This window comes from Pseudoroseicyclus sp. CXY001 (assembly GCF_041714655.1).
Classification (GTDB): domain Bacteria; phylum Pseudomonadota; class Alphaproteobacteria; order Rhodobacterales; family Rhodobacteraceae; genus Pseudoroseicyclus_A.
This window is the reverse complement of the sequence record NZ_CP168219.1, coordinates 3,453,200-3,472,838: the sequence shown is the minus strand read 5'-3', so window position 1 is coordinate 3,472,838 and position 19,639 is coordinate 3,453,200. Positions and strand designations below refer to the sequence as shown.

15 protein-coding genes and 1 tRNA gene are annotated in these 19,639 nt (G+C 72.4%); 7 read left to right on the top strand and 9 right to left on the bottom strand.

Annotation, left to right across the window (positions count from 1 at the left end):
• Positions 1–7 precede the first annotated feature (7 nt).
• On the bottom strand, positions 8–847 hold the full coding sequence (locus ACAZ03_RS16930; RefSeq protein WP_373355281.1) for a hypothetical protein: 840 nt from the start codon (positions 845–847) through the stop codon (positions 8–10).
• Positions 848–1,076: 229 nt separating this feature from the next.
• Between ACAZ03_RS16930 and ACAZ03_RS16925 the strand changes: the two genes are divergently transcribed.
• Positions 1,077–2,249, top strand: a complete 1,173-nt coding sequence (locus tag ACAZ03_RS16925; protein WP_373355280.1) for a hypothetical protein — start codon at positions 1,077–1,079, stop codon at positions 2,247–2,249.
• Between the two features lie 96 nt (positions 2,250–2,345).
• On the opposite strand, the gene ACAZ03_RS16920 is transcribed toward ACAZ03_RS16925, so the two are convergent.
• The 8 genes from ACAZ03_RS16920 to ACAZ03_RS16885 form a co-directional block, all read right to left on the bottom strand.
• Positions 2,346–2,421: transfer RNA gene (locus tag ACAZ03_RS16920), tRNA-Thr, on the bottom strand.
• A 214-nt stretch (positions 2,422–2,635) separates the two neighbouring features.
• Positions 2,636–4,606 (bottom strand): M10 family metallopeptidase C-terminal domain-containing protein, encoded by a 1,971-nt coding sequence (locus ACAZ03_RS16915; RefSeq protein ID WP_373355279.1) that lies wholly within the window; start codon positions 4,604–4,606, stop codon positions 2,636–2,638.
• Between the two features lie 171 nt (positions 4,607–4,777).
• Positions 4,778–6,319: a heme biosynthesis protein HemY gene (locus ACAZ03_RS16910; RefSeq protein ID WP_373357101.1), complete on the bottom strand. Its 1,542-nt coding sequence runs from the start codon at positions 6,317–6,319 to the stop codon at positions 4,778–4,780.
• A complete protein-coding gene (locus ACAZ03_RS16905; RefSeq protein WP_373355278.1) occupies positions 6,319–8,067 on the bottom strand; it encodes a hypothetical protein in 1,749 nt (582 codons plus the stop codon). Before ACAZ03_RS16905 ends, ACAZ03_RS16910 begins: the two co-directional genes overlap by 1 nt.
• Before the next feature lie 253 nt (positions 8,068–8,320).
• A complete protein-coding gene (locus ACAZ03_RS16900; protein WP_373355277.1) occupies positions 8,321–10,150 on the bottom strand; it encodes an ABC transporter ATP-binding protein in 1,830 nt (609 codons plus the stop codon).
• 548 nt (positions 10,151–10,698) lie between these two features.
• Positions 10,699–11,448: a FadR/GntR family transcriptional regulator gene (locus ACAZ03_RS16895; protein ID WP_373355276.1), complete on the bottom strand. Its 750-nt coding sequence runs from the start codon at positions 11,446–11,448 to the stop codon at positions 10,699–10,701.
• A gap of 52 nt (positions 11,449–11,500) precedes the next feature.
• A complete protein-coding gene (locus ACAZ03_RS16890) occupies positions 11,501–13,291 on the bottom strand; it encodes an IlvD/Edd family dehydratase (RefSeq protein WP_373355275.1) in 1,791 nt (596 codons plus the stop codon).
• Between the two features lie 376 nt (positions 13,292–13,667).
• Entirely contained in the window at positions 13,668–14,486 is an 819-nt protein-coding gene (locus ACAZ03_RS16885; RefSeq protein WP_373355274.1) for an ABC transporter permease, read from the bottom strand.
• Between the two features lie 126 nt (positions 14,487–14,612).
• Here ACAZ03_RS16885 and ACAZ03_RS16880 point away from each other — a divergent pair, with 126 nt between their 5' ends.
• From ACAZ03_RS16880 to ACAZ03_RS16855, 6 genes are all read left to right on the top strand, one after another.
• Positions 14,613–15,353: a hypothetical protein gene (locus ACAZ03_RS16880; protein ID WP_373355273.1), complete on the top strand. Its 741-nt coding sequence runs from the start codon at positions 14,613–14,615 to the stop codon at positions 15,351–15,353.
• A gap of 104 nt (positions 15,354–15,457) precedes the next feature.
• A complete protein-coding gene (locus ACAZ03_RS16875; protein ID WP_373355272.1) occupies positions 15,458–16,321 on the top strand; it encodes a hypothetical protein in 864 nt (287 codons plus the stop codon).
• A 283-nt stretch (positions 16,322–16,604) separates the two neighbouring features.
• The gene (locus tag ACAZ03_RS16870) at positions 16,605–17,216 is read left to right on the top strand and encodes a WbqC family protein (protein ID WP_373355271.1); all 612 of its coding nucleotides are present in this window, start codon (positions 16,605–16,607) and stop codon (positions 17,214–17,216) included.
• On the top strand, positions 17,213–17,857 hold the full coding sequence (locus tag ACAZ03_RS16865; protein ID WP_373355270.1) for a trans-aconitate 2-methyltransferase: 645 nt from the start codon (positions 17,213–17,215) through the stop codon (positions 17,855–17,857). Before ACAZ03_RS16870 ends, ACAZ03_RS16865 begins: the two co-directional genes overlap by 4 nt.
• Positions 17,854–18,948: a DegT/DnrJ/EryC1/StrS family aminotransferase gene (locus ACAZ03_RS16860; RefSeq protein ID WP_373355269.1), complete on the top strand. Its 1,095-nt coding sequence runs from the start codon at positions 17,854–17,856 to the stop codon at positions 18,946–18,948. The genes ACAZ03_RS16865 and ACAZ03_RS16860 overlap by 4 nt, the downstream gene beginning before the upstream one ends.
• Entirely contained in the window at positions 18,945–19,607 is a 663-nt protein-coding gene (locus tag ACAZ03_RS16855; RefSeq protein WP_373355268.1) for an acetyltransferase, read from the top strand. The genes ACAZ03_RS16860 and ACAZ03_RS16855 overlap by 4 nt, the downstream gene beginning before the upstream one ends.
• Positions 19,608–19,639 lie beyond the last annotated feature (32 nt).

Sequence of the window (19,639 nt, the reverse complement as noted above, 5' to 3'; positions counted from 1 at the left end):
AGACGGTCTAAAAGCGGGTGTTCAGGCTGTCGAGCACATGATCGGTGACCTTGAGCGTGCCGTCGGCGAGTATCTCGGCGACGGTGATCGACGAGGTGTTCGACGAGGCCATCACCGCATAGCCATGTCCGCCGACCACGGCGGTCACCACGGCCGATGGCGTGTCGAGCCCGATGCCGGTGAGGTTCCACACCCGGTCCGTCTCTACCGGCACGCCGTTTCCGGCCACGCGGAAGAGCACCAGCGCATCCAGATCGGTGCTGGCGCCCGCCAGCCAGGTCTTGCCGTGCAGCTCCAGCGTCGCGAGGTCGCTGAGGCCCGGCCCGCTCGAGGTGGGGCGCTCGGGGGCGGGGGTGTAGACGGCGCTGTAGCTGCCGTCGGCCGCCATCCGGTAGGCCGAGATGCTGTCCGATCCGGGGCGGAGCACATAGGCATAGCTCTGGCTGCCGACATCGGTCACCAGGATCTGGGCCGCGTCATCCGGCAGGGCGGCGAAGGGATCGCCGCCATAGCCTTTGATCTGCCCCTCATCGCCGGTGGCGGTGAGCCAGGCAGGCCGGCCCGCGACCCCGGTGACGCAGGCGAGCGTCTTGCCGCCCGCCTCGATGAGCGAGACCTCGGTATCGACGCCGAGCGCCGGCCCCGCGGGCATCGCCGCCCTGTCGATCAGCCGCGGCGCGCTGCCTGTGAGCGAGAAGGAGGCCAGCATCTGCCCGGCCTCGCTGATCGTGTAGAGCATGGGGCCGGCCGCCCCCTGCTCGATCCACATGTCGGAGATGCCGAGCAGATGCCTCTGCGTCGCGTCTCCCTCGAGCCAGGCCACACGGCCGATCTCGACGAACCCCATTTCCCACCTCACCCAGACGAACAACCCGGGCGGACCATCGAGTAGGAGATCCCTAAGGAGGCTTACTGAAATATGGTCGAGGAAGGGCCTTTCGCTCGAGTTTTCAAAGGCTTTTCATCAAAAGGATGACGCCGCGGTAAGACCATGGAAAGGTCATCGACTTGGCCACATCGGCGCCCAGTCTCCGCCTCAATTCAAAAAAGAGGTTTCGACCCGAGGAGGAGCATTGATGGCGGGGCGCATGGGCAAGGGGCCGAGGTCAGACCGCGCGACGCTGGCAGCCCTGGCATTGGCCGCGATCCTCGCCGCCCTCATCACCGGCTGCATCGTCGGCATCCTGCGCCACGACGACCTGCCGCATTGGCTGATGATCCTGGCGCTGGTCGCCCTGCCGGTGGCGCTCTGGCACCATCGCGAGCGGCTGCGGCGCTTCTGGCGGGGGACGGGCGTCAACCCACGGCGGGGGCGCCGCCCGGGCGAGGCGGGGATGCCGCAGCGCGAGGCGCTCGAGGCCGAGCTTGCCGAGTTCGCGCGGCTCCCCGCGCCCGACACCTGCCGCGAGGGGCCGATCCCCCGGCAGATCTTTTTGGCCAATATCGTGCGCGGCGGGCTCCGCCGCTGCGGCGTGCGCGACATCGCCCGGCTCACGGATGCCGAGCTCGTCGCGCTCTGGGTCGTGCTGCGCGCCGTGACCGCGCCCGAGGGCGAGGCGGAGCTGCTCTTCGCCGAGCTCACGGATCCGGCCCCCATCCGCGCCCTGCGGCAGCGCGCGGCAGAGATCGCGGCCGCCCGCGCCCGTTTCGAGCGCGAGCGCGCCGCCTCGGCGGAGGCGCTCGCGGCCTGGCGGCGCCACGGCCGCGTGTCGACCGGGCCGCACGGTCTGCTCGGCTTCCTCATGGACGAGGTCGAGGCGGATCCGGTGCTCTGGCACAACATCGCCACCGACATGGACCCGGACGACAAGGAGCAGCTCTCCGCCGTGCTCTGGGCGATCTCGCAGCCCGAGTGCAATGCCGGCACGCTTGTGGCGCTTCTGTCGGCGCTGGTCTCGACCGGACGGCTGCCGGCCCTCGTCGCGGCGGACAATGCCTCGCCGGGGCGGGCGCTGCAGCGGCGCATCGGCCAGGCGATCCAGCGCTGGAACGGCGGCTGGGGTGGCGAGCCCTGGGCCTCCGTCTCGGAGATCCACGCGCCGGCGACGGCGCGGAGCTGGGCGGCGGCGGTGAAGGCGGCGGAGGAGGCGATCGGCGCGCCGCTCGGCTGGGCGGAGCCGAAAGGGCTCTTCGGCGTCTGGCGGCATCCGGTGGAAGGCCGCGGGGCCTTCAGCTGGGATGCGGAGCAGGGCCTGATGAGCGCCCGGCCGGAGCCGGCGGATTACATCACCTGGCGCGAAGAGGCCTGAGCGGCGGAACGGCGGGCGGGCCTCCGTCGAGGGCCCGGGCCGCGCATCCACCCATCCGGTGCCCCGTCTGGCGGGGAAGGTCGCTGCGGGGTGGGGTGGTGCCGGTGAAGGGACTCGAACCCCCGACCCCATCATTACGAATGACGTGCTCTACCAACTGAGCTACACCGGCATGTCGCGCGGGCCCCGCCGAACGGGCCGCGCGCGGCCGGCTCATAACATCGCCCATCGGGCGGGGAAAGCGCATTTTCGCCTTGCCGTGTCGCCGCAGCGGGGCCGCCCGTCCGGCGGGGGCCAAGCGGCAATCCGGCCGCGGGCGGGCCGCGGCCGGATCGGGATTGCGAGAGGATCGGGGCCCCGGGGCGCCTGGCCCCGGGAGGTGCCGATCACACCAGCACGAGGTCGTCCGCCAGCGCGTCGCTCTCGTAGAAATTCTCGATGCGGATGCTGTGGCCGTCCGCCAACGCCAGGGTCATCCCGCCCTGGTCGGTGGTGGCCGACTTGGCGAGCTCGCGTTCCGACATCGAGGGATCCCTCAGCAGGTCGCGGTCGATGTAGATCGTGTCGACGTTGTCGCTGAAGTCGGTGATCGTGTCGGTGCCGCCGTCGGTGAAGACGAAGGCGTCCGCGCCGGCCCCGCCGGTGAGCTCGTTGGTGCCGGAGCCGCCGTCGAGCCGATCTTCGCCGTCGCCGCCGTTGAGCATGTCGTTGCCGTCGTTGCCGAAGAGCGAATCGTCGCCGTCCTGGCCGAAGAGCTCGTCATTGCCGCGGGCGCCGTACATCTCGTCGTCCTGATCGCCACCGCCGAGGAGGTCATCCCCCGCGCCGCCGTTCAGAAGGTCGCTGCCCTCGCCGCCGAAGAGCGAGTCGTTGCCGGTGTCGCCGAAGGCGGTGTCGCGCGCGGCGCCGCCGTCGAGCAGGTCGTCACCGGCGCCGCCGCGCAGGTAGTCGAAGCCGAGGCTGCCGCGCAGCTTGTCGTCGCCGGCCTGGCCATTGGCGAGGTCGTCGCCATTGCCGGCGAGCACGAGGTCGTCCCCGAAGCCGCCGAAGATGGCGTCGTCGTCATTGCCGCCGAACAGCTTGTCGTTGCCGCCGCCGCCGAAGAGCACATCCGCGCCGTCGCCGCCCTCGAGCCGGTCGTCGAAGGTACCGCCGGCGAGCGTGTCGTCGCCGTTCTGGCCGAAGAGCAGGTCATTGCCGGAATCGCCGTAGAGCTTGTCCTCGCCGGCGCCGCCGAAGAGCGTGTCGAAGCCCTTCTGGCCCTTCACCTCGTCATCGCCGGCCCCGCCTTCCAGACGGTCGCGGCCGTTGTCGCCGGCCAGCACGTCATTGCCGCCGCCGCCATAGATGATGTCGTGCGTGCCGCCGCCGAGCACGGTGTCATGCCCCGCGCCGCCGTCGAGCTTGTTGCGGCCGGCCACGCCGTCGATGACGTCGTTGCCGCCGCTGCCGTTGATCGTGTTGGCCGCCGCCGTGCCGGTGATGGAATCGTCACCCGAGCCGGCGGTATAGATCTCGATCGTGGTGCCCGGCGCGATGACCATGTTGCCGACGAGTCCGTAGACATCCGAATAGACGCCCGAGGACAGCGAGACTTCCTGGTCCGCCCGGTCGTCGGAGAAGTTGATGTGGTCGCGCCCGCCGGTGTCGTAGATCGCGAAGGCGTTCTTCGTCGGCGATCCCTCGCGATGCGCGAAGAAGGCGTCGAGATAGGTGCCGGTGTTCGCGCCGACGCCCCAGACGGTATTGCCGGCGGTCGGGCCGCCCGTCTGCGGGCCGTACATCGCCTGCATGGCGATGATGTCGGCGAGCATCGGGGTCACCGCGACGGCGCGGTCGGCGTCGGTGAAGCTGTTCTGGCTCTGCGAGAAATACGACATGACGGTCGTCTGCCAGCTGTCGTTGGGAAACTTCGCGTCGCTGCCGAAGCTGGCGCTCTGGTTGTACTGGCCGGGATGCCCGAGCCCGAGCGCATGGCCGATCTCGTGCATGTAGGTCTGGAAGCCGTAATCGCCGGTGTTGGAGCCGTTGGCCTCGCGGAAGCTGGCCGGCACGGTCACGGTGGCGTTCTGCACGGCGCCGTCGGTGGTGAACGTGGCGTTCGTCACCGGGCCGTTGCTGTTGTTGCTGAAGCGCATGTCGGCGTTGCCGCCGGCGGGGCGGAAGGTGATGTTGGCGATCAGTGACCAGGCCTCGAGCGCATCTGCCGCCATGGCCTTGCCCGCCGCCGAGAGGCCGGAGGTGTCATAGGTGATGACGTTGCCGGGGTTCTTGAAGTGGTGCGGCACGCTGCCGACGGCCTGCCAGTAGCCGGACACGAGATAGTTCGCGAGTTGCTGGTCTTGCTTGGTCGCCATGTTCTTCCTCCGATTGCTCGACAGAGCTCCGCCTGCGACGGACCTGCGACGTCGTCACGGCCCCTTCACTGGGGCCATTGGGTCAATAAATCGTTCAAGAATGAGAGCGATTTCCCGACCGAAATGCGGTATCAAAAAGAGAAGTTGCCTGGCTTATCTATCTATTTAGATTTATTTTTTTGCTGACTGCTCGTCTGGCTGGGTGGGTTCCGTGGCGGCATTATCCGCGTTGTCCATCGCGTCCGGGTCCATGTCGCCGGTCACGTCTTCCTCAAGCAGGGAAGGGCCCTCGGAGGGCCGGGCGGCCTCCTCGGCAGCCGCTGCCGCACTGGCGACAGGGCGGTCTTCGAGGAGCGGCGTCATGTCGGCACCGCCGGGCATGACGATCTCTTCGCGGGGCGGCGTGACCCAGGCAAGCGTGTCGAACCCGCCACAATTGTCGCAGATGGGTGTCCAGTGCGCATGGATCTTGTGGCACTTCTCACAGACCCATTGCGGCCCCCGCGGCGCGGTGACGGCCCTGGCCAGCCAGCCGCGCACCACGCGGTCCTCCGCGCCGGAGCCGCGCTCGATCGTGGCCATGAGCGCGAGGTTCCGCGCCGTGGGCTCGGTCGTCGGCAGATCGCCCAGCGCCCGGCGCGCGGCCGGGAAGTCCTCCGCCGCGATGTTGAGCTCGGCGAGCAGCATCTTGGTCTCGGGATGCGAGGTCTGCGCCCGGGTGAGGGTCGAGAAGCGCTTGAGCCGCGCGGCCGGCGTCTCATCCGGCTCGATCTCGGCAAAGGCGGCGGCGAGGTCGGGATGCGGATGCACCTCCCAGGCCTTGCGCAGGACCCGCGTCGCATAGCGCTTGTTGCCGGCCTTCAGATAGGCGCGAGCCGCCATGACGGCGGCGGGAATGAGGTCGGGCGACATGCGGTTCGCCTCGATCGAGGCCTCGCGCGCCTCGATGGAGCTGTCGTCGGCGAAGACCTCCTGCGCCTCGGAAAGCGCGAGCACGGCGTCACGCCGCTTGTAGACGTCGCGCGGCAGGGCGCCGCTCTTCAGCTTGGCGCCGAGCGTCGTGCGGGCGCCGGCCCAGTCGTGGCTCTCGGCCTGCAGGCGCAGGAGCGTATCCTGCACCTCCTCGTGCCGCGGCTTCAGCTCGAAGGCCTTCTCGGCCAGTTTCAGCGCCGTTTCGCTGTCGCCATCGGCGAGGCGCATCTTCATGAGCCCGCGGATCCCGACGAAGCGGGTGCGCTCGTCGGTCAGGAGCTTCTTGTAGGTCTCCTCCGCCGTGTAGCGGTCGCCAGAGAGCTCCGCCGCCTGTGCGGTGAGGATGTTGGTCAGCTCCGGCCGGTCGAGCAGGCGCTCGGCGCGCTGGGCCTTGGTGAGGGCGAGCTGCCCCTCGCCCGAGGCGAGCGCCACCATGCCGTCGGCCAGCGCCGTGAAGCCCCGCCGCTCGCGGCCGCGCGAGAAGTAGCGCGAGACCGCCGTCTCGTCGCCGTTGAGGAAATGCAGGAACGCCATGAGCAAGCCCAGCGCCTTGGCGAGGAGCCAGAGCGCGACGGCGAAGGCCAGTAGGCCGATGACCATCTGCAGGGGCGTGAGGGTGAACTCGATGCCCGGCAGCGTGATGACCGCCTGGCCGGAGACCTCCAGAAGCCGCACGGCCCCCCAGGTGAGCCCGAGGACGACGGTGATGAAAAGGAGGATTCGAACCAGGGACCAGAGCATCATTCACCTTCTCCCGTCGGGGAACCATCGCTGCCGTCGCCGGGATCGGCGGCGGAATCGTCTTCAGGGGCCGGGGCTGTTTCCGGGGCCGCCTCAGGGGCCGCCTCGCCGGCGCTGCCCCCGATCCCCGCAGCCAGCGTTTCCGCCCCGGCCAGCGCCCGGGAGCGGAGCTCGGCGGCGGCCAGCCAGTCGGTCATCTCGGCGCGGACGACCTCGGGCAGGGCGCCGAGCTCGGCCAACGCATCGTTCAGCCGCCCGTCCGACAGCGCCGCCTCGGCGCGGCTGAGGATGGCATCCGGCGTCTCGCCGTCGCGCGGCGCGGTGGAGCGGATGGAGAGCTGCGAGCGGAAGAAATTCGTGACGCGCCCGCCCTCCTCGCCGGATAGGCCTTCCTCGCGCGCCGTCGCCAGCGCGGCGCGGGCGGCGGCCGGGTAGCTGGAGCGGAGCGCGGCGAGCGTCGGTACGCCGTCGGGCGCGGCGGTGACGAGCGCCTGCGGGATCTCGCCGGGATAGGTGGCCTGCACCTCTGCCAGTGCCGCCTCGAAGGGCGTGCCGGATTGCAGCGCCGCCTCCAGCCGCGACAGGGCGGCGATGGCGGCGGCCCGGGCCGCGCGGCCCTCCGCCTCGGCCTGAAGCGCCGCGGCCTCGGATTCCGCCGCGGCGATGCGCGCCTCGGCGTCGTCGGCCAGGGCGCCGAAGCGCTCCGCCTGGGCGGTCAGTTCGGCGCGGAGCGAATCGAGCTCCTCCTGCAGGTCGTCGCTGACGATCCCAGCGTCGCCGGTGCCGGTGCCGCCGGCGGGGGCGGTCTCGAGGGCGGCGATGCGGGCCTCCAGCGCGTCCAGCCCTTCGGAAAGCTCGGTCTCGATCCCGTCCAGCCGCGCGCCGGCCTCGTCGGAGGCGGCCTGCAGCGGCGCGAGATCCGGCGCATCGGCGGCGGCGGGCAGGGCGGCCATGTCGGCCTCGAGGGCCGCGAGCCGCTCCTCGAGCGCGGCGCGCTCCGGGTCGTCGCCTGCGGGCGGCGCCATCGGGCCGGTCAGCGCCCAGTGGGCGCCGTAGCCCAGCCCCGCGGCGAGGGCGCCGCCGAGGACCAGCGGCACGAAGCCGCCCCGCCGGGGGGCGGGGGCCGGATCGGGTGTCGGGGCCGGGGCGGGTTCACGCGCCGCGCGCGGCTCGGTGGCCGGCTCCGGCTCCGGCCTGACCTGAGACGCGGCGACAGAGCCCGCGGCCATGGCGGCCGGGGGCGCGGGGGTCTCGTCGGCGGGCGCCGGGTCCGGCTCCGCCCCGGTTTCCTCTGCCCCGTCGATCACCTCCTCGGGCGGCACCCGGCCCCAGTCGGCCAGCGCCGCGCGCTCGGCGACGGCGAGCGCGCCGGTCTCGTCCGGGGGCTCCGGCAGTTCGGTCGGCGCCTCATCCGGCGCCTCGTCCGGCCCGCCGGGGATCGCCCCGGGGCCGGGCAGCTCGGACGGGCCGGGCGGCAGCTCGGCCGGCGTCTCTGGCGCCTCCTGCCCCGGGCCGGGCGTGCCCGGCAATTCGGGCGGGGCGCCGGGATCGGCCGGATCCTCCGGCGGCGTCTCGGGGAGCGTGTCCGGGTCGAGGTCCGGCGCCTCTTCCGGCGTCGCGGGGGGCGCCTCGTCGGGCTCGGGCGGGCGCACGGGGTTCTCCTTCGGGGAGATGTCCGGGCTGTCCGGGCTCTCCGGCTCCGTCCCGGCGTTCGTCTTGTCGGATCGGCTCTTCGTCGATCGTGCCACGCCACGCCCTTTCCCGCTGCCAAGGCGGCGCCGGCCGCCCGGCGCCTGTCTCACTCCCGGAAACCTAGTCCGCATACCCGGGCTCCTCAAGCGCTGCACCGCCGCAAACGCCTTTCCGGCCCCTCTCGGGGGGCACTTGCCGCTCGCAGCCGCGCCTCCCCCGTCTTTGCTCCCGAAAATCCTCGGGGGGAGTCGCCTTCAGGCGACGGGGGGCAGACATCCCCCCGGTCCTCCCTCTCCCGCAGCGCCGCGCTCAGGGCAGGAAACCCTCCGACTGCCGCGCCCAGAGCCGGGCATAGAGGCCGCCCCCGGCGAGGAGCTCCGCATGGGTCCCGGTCTCGACGATCCGCCCGCCGTCCACCACGGCGATCCGGTCCATCCGGGCGATGGTCGAGAGCCGGTGGGCGATGGCGATCACCGTCTTGCCCTCCATCATCGGATAGAGCGTGTCGAGCACGGCGGCTTCCGACTCGCTGTCGAGGGCGGAGGTCGCCTCGTCCAGCACCAGAACAGGCGCGTCCTTCATCAACGCCCTGGCGAGCGCGATCCGCTGCCGCTGCCCGCCGGAGAGCTGGATGCCGCGCTCGCCGACCCTCGCGTCATAGCCCTGCCGCCCCTCGGCATCCCTCAGGCCCGCGATGAACCCCGCCGCCCGCGCCTGCTCCGCCACCCGCTCGACCGCCGCCCGGTCGCCCGCCCGGCCGAGGCCGATGTTCTCCGCGACCGAACGGTCGAGGAGCGCCGGCTCCTGCGCCACCAGCGCCACGGCGGCATGGAGGCTCGCCTGCGTGACGCCGCGCACGTCCTGCCCGTCGATGAGCACCCGGCCCCCCTCGGGGTCGTAGTGGCGCAGGAGCAGGGAGACGAGCGTCGACTTGCCGGCGCCGGAGGGGCCGACGAGGCCGAGCTTCTCGCCCGGCGCCACCGTCAGGCTCAGCCCCTCCGGCCCGCCCGTGCCCCGGCCGTAGTGGTGGGTGACCGCGTCGAATCGGATCTCTCCGCCGCGGACCGCCAGCGCCGGCGCCCCCGGCGCGTCCTTGAGCGCCAGCGGCCGGGCTATGGAGGAGAGCGCGTCGCGCGTCGCCCCGATCCAGCCGAAGAGCGAGGAGACGCCGTCCAGCATCCAGTCGGCGAAGCTGCCGAGCCGGAGCGCCAACGCGATGCTGGCCGCGACGATCCCGACCTCCGCCGCGCCCTCGCTCCAGAGCCAGATCGCCTGACCGGTGAGCCCGAGAAGGAGGAGCGTCGCGATCAGCGACGAGCCGGTGTTGATCAGCACTTCCATCCGCTGCACGTCGAGGAAGGTCGCCCGCGCGGCGCGGAAGCCGCGGCGGGCGGCGGCATCCTCCTCGGGGGAGTAGAGCTTCACCGTCTCGATATTCGCATAGGTGTCGACGAAGAGCCCGGTGAGGCCGCTCAGCGCCTCGTTGAACGCCTGGGTGTTGTCGCGGAAGCGCGGCACGACCCAGGCCATATGGGCGAGGTAGAGCGCCAGCCAGGCGAGGATCGGCCAGGCGAGCCGCGGGTCGACCGAGGTCAGCAGCACCAGCGAGCCGGCGATGTAGAGCACGACATAGGCGAGCGTGTGCAGCACCGCATAGGCGACCCCCGCCCCGGCGATGCCGAGCTCGCGGACGCGGGCGCCGAGCCGGCCGGAGGGCTCCTCCCTGAACCAGCCGACCGGCTGGCGGAGGAGATGCCGATGCGCCCGCCAGCGGATCAGGCTGACGGCATTGGGGCGGAAGGCGATGTCGTCCGTGGCCTCTTTGGCGACGTCGGCGAGGGCCCGGAGCACGAGCACGCCGCTCGCGAGGAGGGCGAGCCGGGGGCCGAGCTCGGCGAAGAAGGTCTCGCGCGGGGTGGTGGCGACGAGGTCGACCATCCGCCCGGCGAGCCAGACGAGCCAGAGCTCGACGGCGACGGAGAGGCAGGTGGCGAGGAGCGACAGTGCCATGACCCGCCGCATGGGCCGGAGCTCCTGCTTGAGGAAGGGCCAGACGCGGGCGGGCGGGGTTTCAGGGGCAGAGGTTTCATGCGCATCGGGCGCGAACGGATCGACGAGATCCGCGAGATATCGGAACATGGGATGGCCCTTTCGGGGGCGAGACGGATGAGACAGGCACGGCGCCACACCCCGCTGGCGGGGCAGGTCCAGCCGGGCCGGCTAGAGCGGTGTCAGGCCTTGGCTCTCATCTTGGTGCACCTCTTGAAGGGTTGCGGGGGGAAGTCTGGCCGGCGGGGGACGTTTGGTCAAGGAGCCGCCGGGGGAGCGGGGCGGCAAAAATTCTCCGAGAAGAATTTTGGGCCCGGGCGGAGGGCGCATCGCCCCGGGCTGGCCGGGGACCGGGGGGCTGTCTGCCCCCCGTCGCCTCTGGCGACTCCCCCCGAGGATGCCCGGGAGCAAAGATGGGGGAGACGGGGCGGGAGGGGGCGGGTGCCTCTCCCCCCAGGGCGGGGAGTGTTGAGGGGATGTCGGAGAGGGGCGCCGTCGGATTGTGGAGCGCCAGAGTTCGGGGGCGGGGCGCGGCATTTGCGCCAAAGGTCCGCCGCATGGTGTGCGGGCGGCCACCGGGGGGATGGTGGGTTGAAAACCCACCCTACCGGAGGGCCGTTCGCCCGCGGAGCCGGGCCTCACCCTGGGCGGGTGAACATCGCGGCGATGTCTGGGGGCGGCTCCTCGGTTTCCTCGAAGAGCTCCCAGTTCTCGAGGAGGGAGGCGCCGAAGTTGCGGCAATGCCGCTGCATCTGCTCTCGGGCGGCCTCGGCATCGCCCTTGGCGAGGGCCTCGGTGATGGCGAGGTGCTCGTCGCGGATGTAGCGGGCCACCGCCGCATCGGTCGTGAAGTTATGCGCCCGCGCCCAGTGGGGGAACTGGGCGCGCTGGCGCCAGAACTCCTCCACCACGCCGGCCAGCACCGAATTGCCGGTGGCGGCGGCGAGGGTGACGTGGAAGGCGCGGTCGAGCGCCGCGATCTCCGTCAGCGTCAGGCCCGGGCGGGTCACTGCCTCGGCCAGGGCGCGGAGCTCGGAGAGGCTCTCGCCGCTCATCCGCGTCGCGGCGAGGCCGGCGACGGCGCCCTCCACCAGCATCCGCGCGTCGATCAGCTCGAAGAAGCCGGGGGCGGGGGCGCCGCCGGGGGCAGGCTCCGGCGGCAGGGTCGCGGCGACGCGGGCGCCATGGCCGAAGCGGGTCTCGATCAGGCCCTGCACCTCAAGCGCGATCATCGCCTCGCGGATCGTGGCGCGGGAGACGCCGAGCCGCTCCGTCAGTTCGCGGTCGGGCGGCATCCGGGCGCCCGGGGCCCATTCGCCGGCGCGGATGAGCGCCGCGATGCGGGCCGCGGTGCGGCGGTAGAGCGGATCGGGCGAGCTGCTGCCCATCAGCGCGCCTGCCCCGGGGCCGGAGCCGGCAGGCCGCGCACCGCCCCGGCCATCAATGGTTGTCCCGCGGCAGGCTGAGGTTGCCGACGTCGTGGAAGTCCGCGATGTCGAGGACCATGCCCTCGTCGAACTGCCGCACATGGGCGCGGAAATAGGCCTGCCAGGGCGTCTGGCTGGCGGGGCTCTTGTAGCCGCCGGCCGCCTCCAGTGCTGCGCGGCGGGCGGCGATCTCCTCCTCGGGCAGAAGGAGCGTCACGCTCTGCGTCGTTAGGTCCACCCGCAGCCGGTCGCCGTCCTTCAGGATGGCGAGGTTGCCGCCGGCCGCCGCTTCCGGCGCGGCGTTGAGGATGGAGGGCGAGCCGGAGGTGCCCGATTGCCGGCCGTCGCCGATGCAGGGCAGGGCCTCGATCCCTTGCTTGAGGAGGTAGGCGGGCGGGCGCATGTTCACCACCTCCGCCCCGCCGGGATAGCCGAGCGGGCCGGTACCGCGCATGACGAGGATCGACGTCCCGTCGATGCCGAGCGCGGGGTCGTCGATGCGGGCGTGGTAATCCTCCGGCCCGTCGAAGACGAAGGCGGGGCCCTCGAAGGCCTCCGGGTCCGCGGGGTTCGACAGGTAGCGGGCGCGGAAATCCGGCGAGATGACGGAGGTCTTCATCATGGCGCTCGAGAAGAGATTGCCCGTCATGTTGAGAAAGCCCGCCTCCGCCACCAGCGGCTCGGCGACGGGGCGGATGACATCGGGGTTCTTGCTGGCGAGGCCGGTATAGGCCTCGGCGATCGTCCGCCCGTCGGCCATCAGCGCGCCGGGATGCGGGATCAGCCCCGCCGCCAGCAATTCGCCGATCACCGCCGGCACGCCGCCGGCATGGAAGAAATCCTCGCTGAGGTAGGTGCCGGCGGGCTGGAGGTTCACCAGAAGCGGCACATGGTGGCCGATGTCCTGCCAGTCCTGGTTGGAGAGGTTTACTCCGGCATGGCGCGCCATGGCGAGGAGGTGGATCGGCGCATTGGTCGAGCCGCCGATGGCGGAATTGACGACGATGGCGTTCTCGAAGGCCTGCCGCGTCATGATGTCCGCCGGGCGGCGGCCCGCGGCCACCATCTCGACGATCTGCCGGCCCGTGCGCCAGGCCATCTCGCCCCGCTCGCGATAGGGCGCCGGGATGGCGGCGGAGCCGGCAAGCTGCATGCCCAGCGCCTCGGCGAGGGAATTCATCGTCGAGGCGGTGCCCATCGTGTTGCAATAGCCGACGGAGGGCGCGGAGGAGGCGGCCATCTCGATGAAGCCCGCCTCGTCGATCTCACCGGCGGCGAGGAGCTTCCGCGCCTCCCAGATGATCGTGCCCGAGCCGGAGCGCTGGCCCCGGAACCAGCCGTTGAGCATCGGCCCGACGCTGAGCGCGATGGCGGGGATGTTGACGGTGGCGGCGGCCATGAGCAGCGCCGGCGTGGTCTTGTCGCAGCCGATGGTCAGCACCGCGCCGTCGATCGGATAGCCGAAGAGCGATTCGACGAGGCCGAGATAGGCGAGGTTGCGATCGAGCGAGGCGGTGGGGCGCTTGCCCGTCTCCTGGATCGGATGGACGGGGAATTCCATGGCGATCCCGCCCGCATCGCGGATCCCCTCGCGGACCCGCTTCGCGAGCTCGATATGGTGCCGGTTGCAGGGCGAGAGGTCGGAGCCGGTCTGGGCGATGCCGATGATCGGCTTGCCGGAGCGGAGCTCCTCGAGGCTGAGCCCGTAGTTGAGGTAGCGCTCGAGATAGAGCGCCGTGATCTCCGGGCTCGCCGGATTGTCGAACCAGGCGCGGCTGCGCAGGGTCTTGCTGTCGTCGGTCATCCCGGCCCCCTCGTTTCGGGGCGAGGCTATATTGTCAGACAATCGGGGGCAACGGGGAGGCGATGGGCGCGGGCGGGGCGGGCGCAACGGTGCCGCACGGGGGGAGCGCCGGCCCGGGGGTTGGCGCACCGACAGTCGAGCGGCGCACTTTATGGTGCAACGCCGCCTTGGCTCTCAGGCTGCGCCCGGCCCCACCGGAGCGCCAGCCCGCGGGACGGGCCGGCGCTCGCCCTGCGCCTGCGGCGCGCACCGGGCGGGGAACAGCGGCGATGTCGGATGAGGGGGCGCAGACCTGTAGGGCGGGCTTGAGCCCGCCACCCCCGCCACTGCACATGGCGTAGGGTGGGGTTCCAACCCACCGCCCACCGGCCCGACGTCACCGCTCCAGCAGGTCACGGTGATAGCGGCGCAGGAGCGTGAAGCCGACGAGCCAGCACATCCCCGCGACGGAGAAGACATAGACCGGGTCCACATAGCTGGCGTCGTAGCCGAAGTAGAAGCCGTGGCGCACCTCGCCGACGACATGGAGGAAGGGGTTCCACTCGATCCAGCTCTTGTAGGGCTCCGGCATCCCCTCATGCAGGAAGATGACCCCCGAGATCAGCACCAGGGGCCGGGTGATCAGCGCCCAGACGGTGCGCCAGAGCGCCAGCCGGGCGATCAGGTAGCAGTTGAGCGTGCCCAGCCCCATCGCAAGCGCCATGCCCATCGAATAGCCCAGAACGATGGGCGGCAGGTCGAGGATCGTCCCCGTGTCCCAGATCGACAGGATCGCGATGAGGACGATCATCGAGGTCAGGATCTGCGTCAGCGTGTTCAGGAAGAACCGCGCCAGCATGGCGTCGAGGATCGTCACCCGCGGATAGCCGAGGAGCTGCTTGGAATATCCCAGCGACTGCTGCACCTTGCTGGAGACCGTCAGCGTCATCGAGAAGGGCAGCAGCCCCGTCGCGTAGTAGATCGCGAAGTTCGAGCCGAGCGCCGGCGAGCGGAAGCCGAGCGAGAAGATCAGCGACAGAAGCAGCACGCCGCCGACGGGTTCGAGGATCACCCAGATGTAGCCGCCGGGCGAGCGGCCGTAGGTGGAGCTCATCTCCCGCAGGATCAGCGCCATGATCGTCCGCAGCGTCGAGAAGCGGAGGTTCTGCGCCACGGGGCGGAGTTTCGAGAGATCTACGTTGCTGAGGTCGGTCATGGTCGCATCGCAAGGAGGCTTCGGCGCCCTTATGCCGCAAGCCGGCGGCCATGGCCATCGGCTTGCCCGGCAGCGCCGGCGGCTCTACCCCTTGAGGGGCCGCCCTCCCGCCCCGAAGGAGCTCCGATGCGCCCCCGCCTGATCCTCATCGCCCTTTGCGCCTTCCTCGTCGCGCCCCTGGCGCGGGCGGAGGGGCTGACGATCACGTTTGGCGGCGCGGCGCGGCAGGTGGACGTCACGCTGCCGGAGGAGCCGGCGGGGGCGCCGATCCTCCTCGCCTTCGCCGGCGCTGGGGGCGCGGCGGATCTCGCCGGCTTCGCGGCGGCCGGGGCGGCGGCGGGGGCCATCGTCCTTCTGCCGGAGCCTACGGGGGCGGGCTGGCAGGAGGGGGAGGAGGAGGTGGGCTTCGCGCTGGCGCTCCTTGCCGAGGCGGTGACGCGCTGGGGCGCCGATCCGGCGCGGGCCTTCGCCGCGGGGCAGGGGGCGGGCGGTATCGTCGCCCAGCGGCTCGCCTGCGAGGCGGGCGGCAGCTTCCGGGCCTTCGGGCTCGTCGCCAGCGCCTTGCCGGAAACCCTCGCAAGGGCGTGCCGCCCCGCCGCCCCCGCCGCGATCATCGCCATCGCCGGGGCGGAGGGCGTGGCGCGGCTGGCGGGGGACGGCGCGCTCCTCTCCCCCGAGCGGATGCGCGCCTTCTGGGCGCGGGAGAACACCTGCGACGCGGCGGAGGCGGAGGGCGAGACGGCCATCCGCTACGCCTGCTCGGGCGGCGTGGTGCTGCGCTTCGAGACGGGCTCGCCCGGCGGCGGGGCCTGGCCCGAGGGGGCGACGGCGGCGCTCCTCGCCTTCTTCGCCGACTTCGGGCTCTGAGGCGCGCCTGCGCCTGACCCCTCCAAAATGGCGGGTTGCGCGGGCGAGGGCCCGCGCGCGACGCTGGCCCGGCCGGGAGCGGGGGCCACCGGAGGGCGCTACGCGTGAAGATCGCGGCCGTCATCGGCGTGAAGGACGAGGCGGGGCTGATCGGCACCGCCGCCCGCAGCCTTCTGGGCGCGGGAATCGCCAGCGTCGACATCCTCGACGACGGCTCGACCGACGGCACGCTGGAGGCCGCCGCCGCGCTCGCGGCCGAAGACCCGCGCATCCGGCTGATCCGCGAGTTGCCCTCTTACGAGGGGCTCCTGATGATGGACGGCCCGCTCTTCGCCCCGATCCTCGCCCGCGAGGCGCCGGACCGTGTGCTCTTCCTCGATGCCGACGAGGCGCTGGTCTGCCGCGGCCCGCTTGCCCGCTCCGCCTTTCTCGCCGCGCATGATCTCGTCCGCCTGCCGCGCTACAACGCCGCCCCGGGGCCGGAGGGCCTCGCGCCGCCGGATGGAGGGCTCCGCCAGCTCGACCTCGTCGCCCGCCGCCGGCCGCTGACCGCCGGCGCGCTCGACAGCGATGCCGCGCTCCGCTGGGTCGAGCATCTCCTCCCGCCGAAGGTCATCGCCGACCCGGCGGCGGTGAGCGGCCTTTCGATGGGCGGGCACCGGGGCGTCGCCAGGCCGGGCCGCGCGCTCCGCGAGGGGACGGCACCCGACGCGCTCATCGTCCACCTGCCCTTCACCTCGCTCCCCCGCTTCGCCCGCAAGATCGCCAATGCCGAGGCGCTGCTCGCCCAGGCCGGCCCGGGCGTGCCGAGCCATGCCGCCTGGCACTGGCGCCGCTGGATCGCGCTGAAGCACGAGGGCCGGCTGGAGGAGGAATTCGCCCGGCAATGCTATGACGCCCCGGCCCGGGCGGAGGCCCGGGCAACCGGCGCCTTCGCCACCCCCGACGCCCTGCTCGGGGTGGCGTGATGGGCGGGAGGAGGGGGGCTGTCCGGGCTGTCGCCTGTGTGCGGGCAAGGGCGGAGGGCGGCACTGGTCGGTTTGACCCGAGCCCGGCGCTGGAGCGGGCGCGCGCTCGTCTTCACCGCCGCCGGGGCGCTACCCAGGGCGGGCCGATGGACGGCGGGACGACCTGCGATGTCCGGCGGGCGGTCGCCGCGCACCCCATCGGCTCCCCAAGGCGGAGGCAGGGTTCGACCCCGGGGTGCCGGCCCCCACGCGGCACCCACGACGCCCGCCCCGGGGGCCTCTGATGCGCGTCGCGATCATGCAGCCCTATCTCTATCCCTACATGAACTACTTCCGGCTCATCGCCCGGGTGGATCTCTTCGTGCTGCTCGATACGGTGCAATTCCCCCGCCGGGGGCGGGTCCATCGGGCGGAGCTGTCCGGCGGGCGCTGGCTGACGCTGCCGCTGGCGCGCCAGCCGCGGGAGGTGCCGATCTCCGCCCTTCGCCTCGCGCCAGGCGGGCAGGAGGCCTGGTCGGCGCGGCTGGCGAAGGTGCCGGGGGTGGCGGGTCTGCCGGGGCTCAGCGCGCCGCTCCCCGAGCTCGTCCTGCCCTGGCTCGAGGCGCGGCTCGGCGAGGTCTGCCGGCTCCTCGGCATTTCCACACCCTTCCGGCGGGCCTCGACGATCCCGATTCCCGGCCCCCTCACGGGCCCCGCCCGCATCATCGCGCTCGCGCAGGCGCTCGGCGCGACGGCGTATCTCAACCTCCCCGGCGGCCGGGCGCTCTACGATCCGGCGGAATTCGCGGCGGCCGGGATCCGCCTCGAGTTCCTGCCGCCATATGCCGGCCCGCACGGCCTCATGCTCGAATCGCTGGCGACGCGCCCCGCCGCGGCGCTGAGGGCCGATCTGTGATCACGGCCCTCGCCACCCGCAGCCCCGCCGCCCTCGTCGCCCATTACGACGCCGCGCTCGCCAACCACGGCGACACCGCGCGCGGCGCCTGCTGGCCGAACGAGGCCGACCGGCGCCGCCGCTTCGCGGTGATGGCCGGCGTCGCGCCCGGCGGGCGGCCGGGGCGGCTGCTCGACATCGGCTGCGGCACCGGCGGGCTGCTGTCGTGGCTCGAGGGCGAGGGGCGGCGCCCCGCCGGCTATCTCGGGCTCGACCTCTCCACCGCCGCGCTGACCCATGCGCGGCGGCGCAACCCGGGCGGGCGGTTCCTGCAGGCCGACCTCCTGACCGACCCGCCGGAGGAGCGCTTCGACCATGTCGTCGCCTCGGGGCTCTTCACGCTCCGCGCGGGGGTGGGCGAAGCGGAGATGTGGGATTTCCTGCAGGCCATGGTCGCCGCCATGTGGGCGCGGGCCGAGGGCGGCATCGCCTTCAACGTCATGTCCGCCGTGGTGGACTGGCGCCGCGACGACCTCTTCCACGTGCCGTCCGACAGGCTACTCGCCTTCCTCTTCAAGCTCGGCGGCCGGCGGGTGACGCTCCGCAACGATTACGACCTCTGGGAATACACCGCCTATCTGCACCGGGAGCCCGGGGCATGAGCGGCATCCTCCAGGTCTTCCACCCGGCGCTGCCCCGCGCCGCCGCCGTCGCCCGCTATCTGGCCGAGCTCGACGCGAGCCGGTCCTACACCAACCGCGGCGCCCTCGCGGAGCGGCTGGAGGCGCGGCTCGGGGCGCTCTTCGGGGCGCCCGGGGCGGTGACGACCGCGGCCTCGGGCACGGCGGCGCTCACCGCCGCCATCCTCGCCCATGCCGGCCGGGCGACGCCGGCGCGGCCGCTCGCGCTCATCCCCGCCTTCACCTTCGCCGCCACCGCCATCGCGGCGGAGCAGTGCGGCTACAGCCCTCATTTCGTGGACATCTCGGCGGAGACATGGGTCGCCGACCCCGCCGAGCTCGCCCGCCATCCGCGCCTCGCCGAGGTCGGGCTGATCCTGCCGGTCGCGCCCTTCGGCCGCGCGCCCGACATGGCCGCGCTGGAGCGCCTGCAGGTGGAGGCCGGCCGCCCCGTGGTGCTCGATGTCGCCGCGGCCTTCGAGGCCTATGCCGAGGGCCGCGCCCGGGTGAGTGCAAAGCTCCCCGCGATCCTCAGCCTCCATGCGACGAAGGTCTTCTCCACCGGCGAGGGCGGGGCGGTGCTCTGGGCCGATCCGGCGGCGCAGGGGCGGCTCCGGCAGGTGGCCAACTTCGGCTTCCGGGGCGGGCGGCGGTCGGAGGTGGCGGGCACCAATGCCAAGATGAGCGAGTATCACGCAGCCGTGGGCCTCGCGATGCTCGACCTCTGGCCCCGCCGCCGGGCGGAGATCGCGCGGACCCTCCGCCGCTACCGCGACGGGGCGCCGCTGCCGGGGCGGCTGTGGCTGGGGCCTGAGATCTCCTCCGCCTATGCGCTGCTCGAGTGCCGGAGCGGCGCGGAGGCCGCGGCGCTCCGCGCCCGGCTCCATGCCGCGCGGATCGAGACGCGGGCGTGGTACGAGGAGGGCCTGCCGGCCCAGCCCTGGTTCGGCCGCTATGGCGCCGACCCGCTGCCGGTGACGGAGGCGCTGGCGCCCCGGCTCCTCGGCCTGCCCATGGCGCATGACCTGGGCCCTGCGCCGGTCCGCGCGGCGCTCGCCGCGGTGCCGGCATGAAGGATGTCGTCCTCTTCGGCACCGGCGCCATGGCGGAGGTGATCGAGGTCTACCTCCGCGCCTATTCCGACCTCCGCATCGTCGGCTACACGCTCGATGCGGCCTTCCGGCAGGAGGAGCGCCGGGGCGGCCTGCCTGTCGTGCCCTGGGAGGGGCTGGAGGCGGTGTTTCCGCCCGATCAGGTGCTCCTCCTCGGGCCGCTGACCTACCGACGGATGAACCGCATAAGGCGCGACCGCTACCTCGAGGGCAAGGCGCGGGGCTACGGCTTCGCCAGCTTCCTCCACCCCGGGGCGCATATCCTCGGCGCGGAAATAGGCGAGAACTGCGTGGTGCTGGAGGGCAACGTCATCCAGCCCTTCGTGCGCATCGGGCCGAACTGCATCATCTGGAGCCAGAACCAGATCGGCCACCATGCGACGATCGGGGCGCATAGCTTCATCGCCTCCATGGTGGCCATCGCCGGCCATGTGGAGATCGGGGAGGAGAGCTATATCGGCGGGCAGACCGGCATCGTCCACGGCGTGACGCTCGGCCGCGCCTGCGCGACGCTGAACGGCGCGGTGGTGGCGAAGGACCTGCCCGATGGCACGGTGGTGGCGGGGGCGGCGAGCCCGGTGAAGCCCTTCCCCTCGTCCCGGCTCAGGGGGCTGATTTGACGGGGGGTGGCCTTCAAGGACGGCGGTGCCCG

Excerpts from the sequence above, each read along its gene's own strand:
- ACAZ03_RS16860 (WP_373355269.1), top strand. The coding sequence starts at position 17,854 with ATGAGCGGCATCCTCCAGGTCTTCCACCCGGCGCTGCCCCGCGCCGCC.
- ACAZ03_RS16890 (WP_373355275.1), bottom strand. The coding sequence starts at position 13,291 with ATGACCGACGACAGCAAGACCCTGCGCAGCCGCGCCTGGTTCGACAAT.
- ACAZ03_RS16915 (WP_373355279.1), bottom strand. The coding sequence starts at position 4,606 with ATGGCGACCAAGCAAGACCAGCAACTCGCGAACTATCTCGTGTCCGGC.
- ACAZ03_RS16925 (WP_373355280.1), top strand. The coding sequence starts at position 1,077 with ATGGCGGGGCGCATGGGCAAGGGGCCGAGGTCAGACCGCGCGACGCTG.
- ACAZ03_RS16885 (WP_373355274.1), bottom strand. The coding sequence starts at position 14,486 with ATGACCGACCTCAGCAACGTAGATCTCTCGAAACTCCGCCCCGTGGCG.
- ACAZ03_RS16895 (WP_373355276.1), bottom strand. The coding sequence starts at position 11,448 with ATGGGCAGCAGCTCGCCCGATCCGCTCTACCGCCGCACCGCGGCCCGC.
- ACAZ03_RS16855 (WP_373355268.1), top strand. The coding sequence starts at position 18,945 with ATGAAGGATGTCGTCCTCTTCGGCACCGGCGCCATGGCGGAGGTGATC.
- ACAZ03_RS16880 (WP_373355273.1), top strand. The coding sequence starts at position 14,613 with ATGCGCCCCCGCCTGATCCTCATCGCCCTTTGCGCCTTCCTCGTCGCG.
- ACAZ03_RS16870 (WP_373355271.1), top strand. The coding sequence starts at position 16,605 with ATGCGCGTCGCGATCATGCAGCCCTATCTCTATCCCTACATGAACTAC.
- ACAZ03_RS16930 (WP_373355281.1), bottom strand. The coding sequence starts at position 847 with ATGGGGTTCGTCGAGATCGGCCGTGTGGCCTGGCTCGAGGGAGACGCG.
- ACAZ03_RS16900 (WP_373355277.1), bottom strand. The coding sequence starts at position 10,150 with ATGTTCCGATATCTCGCGGATCTCGTCGATCCGTTCGCGCCCGATGCG.
- ACAZ03_RS16910 (WP_373357101.1), bottom strand. The coding sequence starts at position 6,319 with ATGCTCTGGTCCCTGGTTCGAATCCTCCTTTTCATCACCGTCGTCCTC.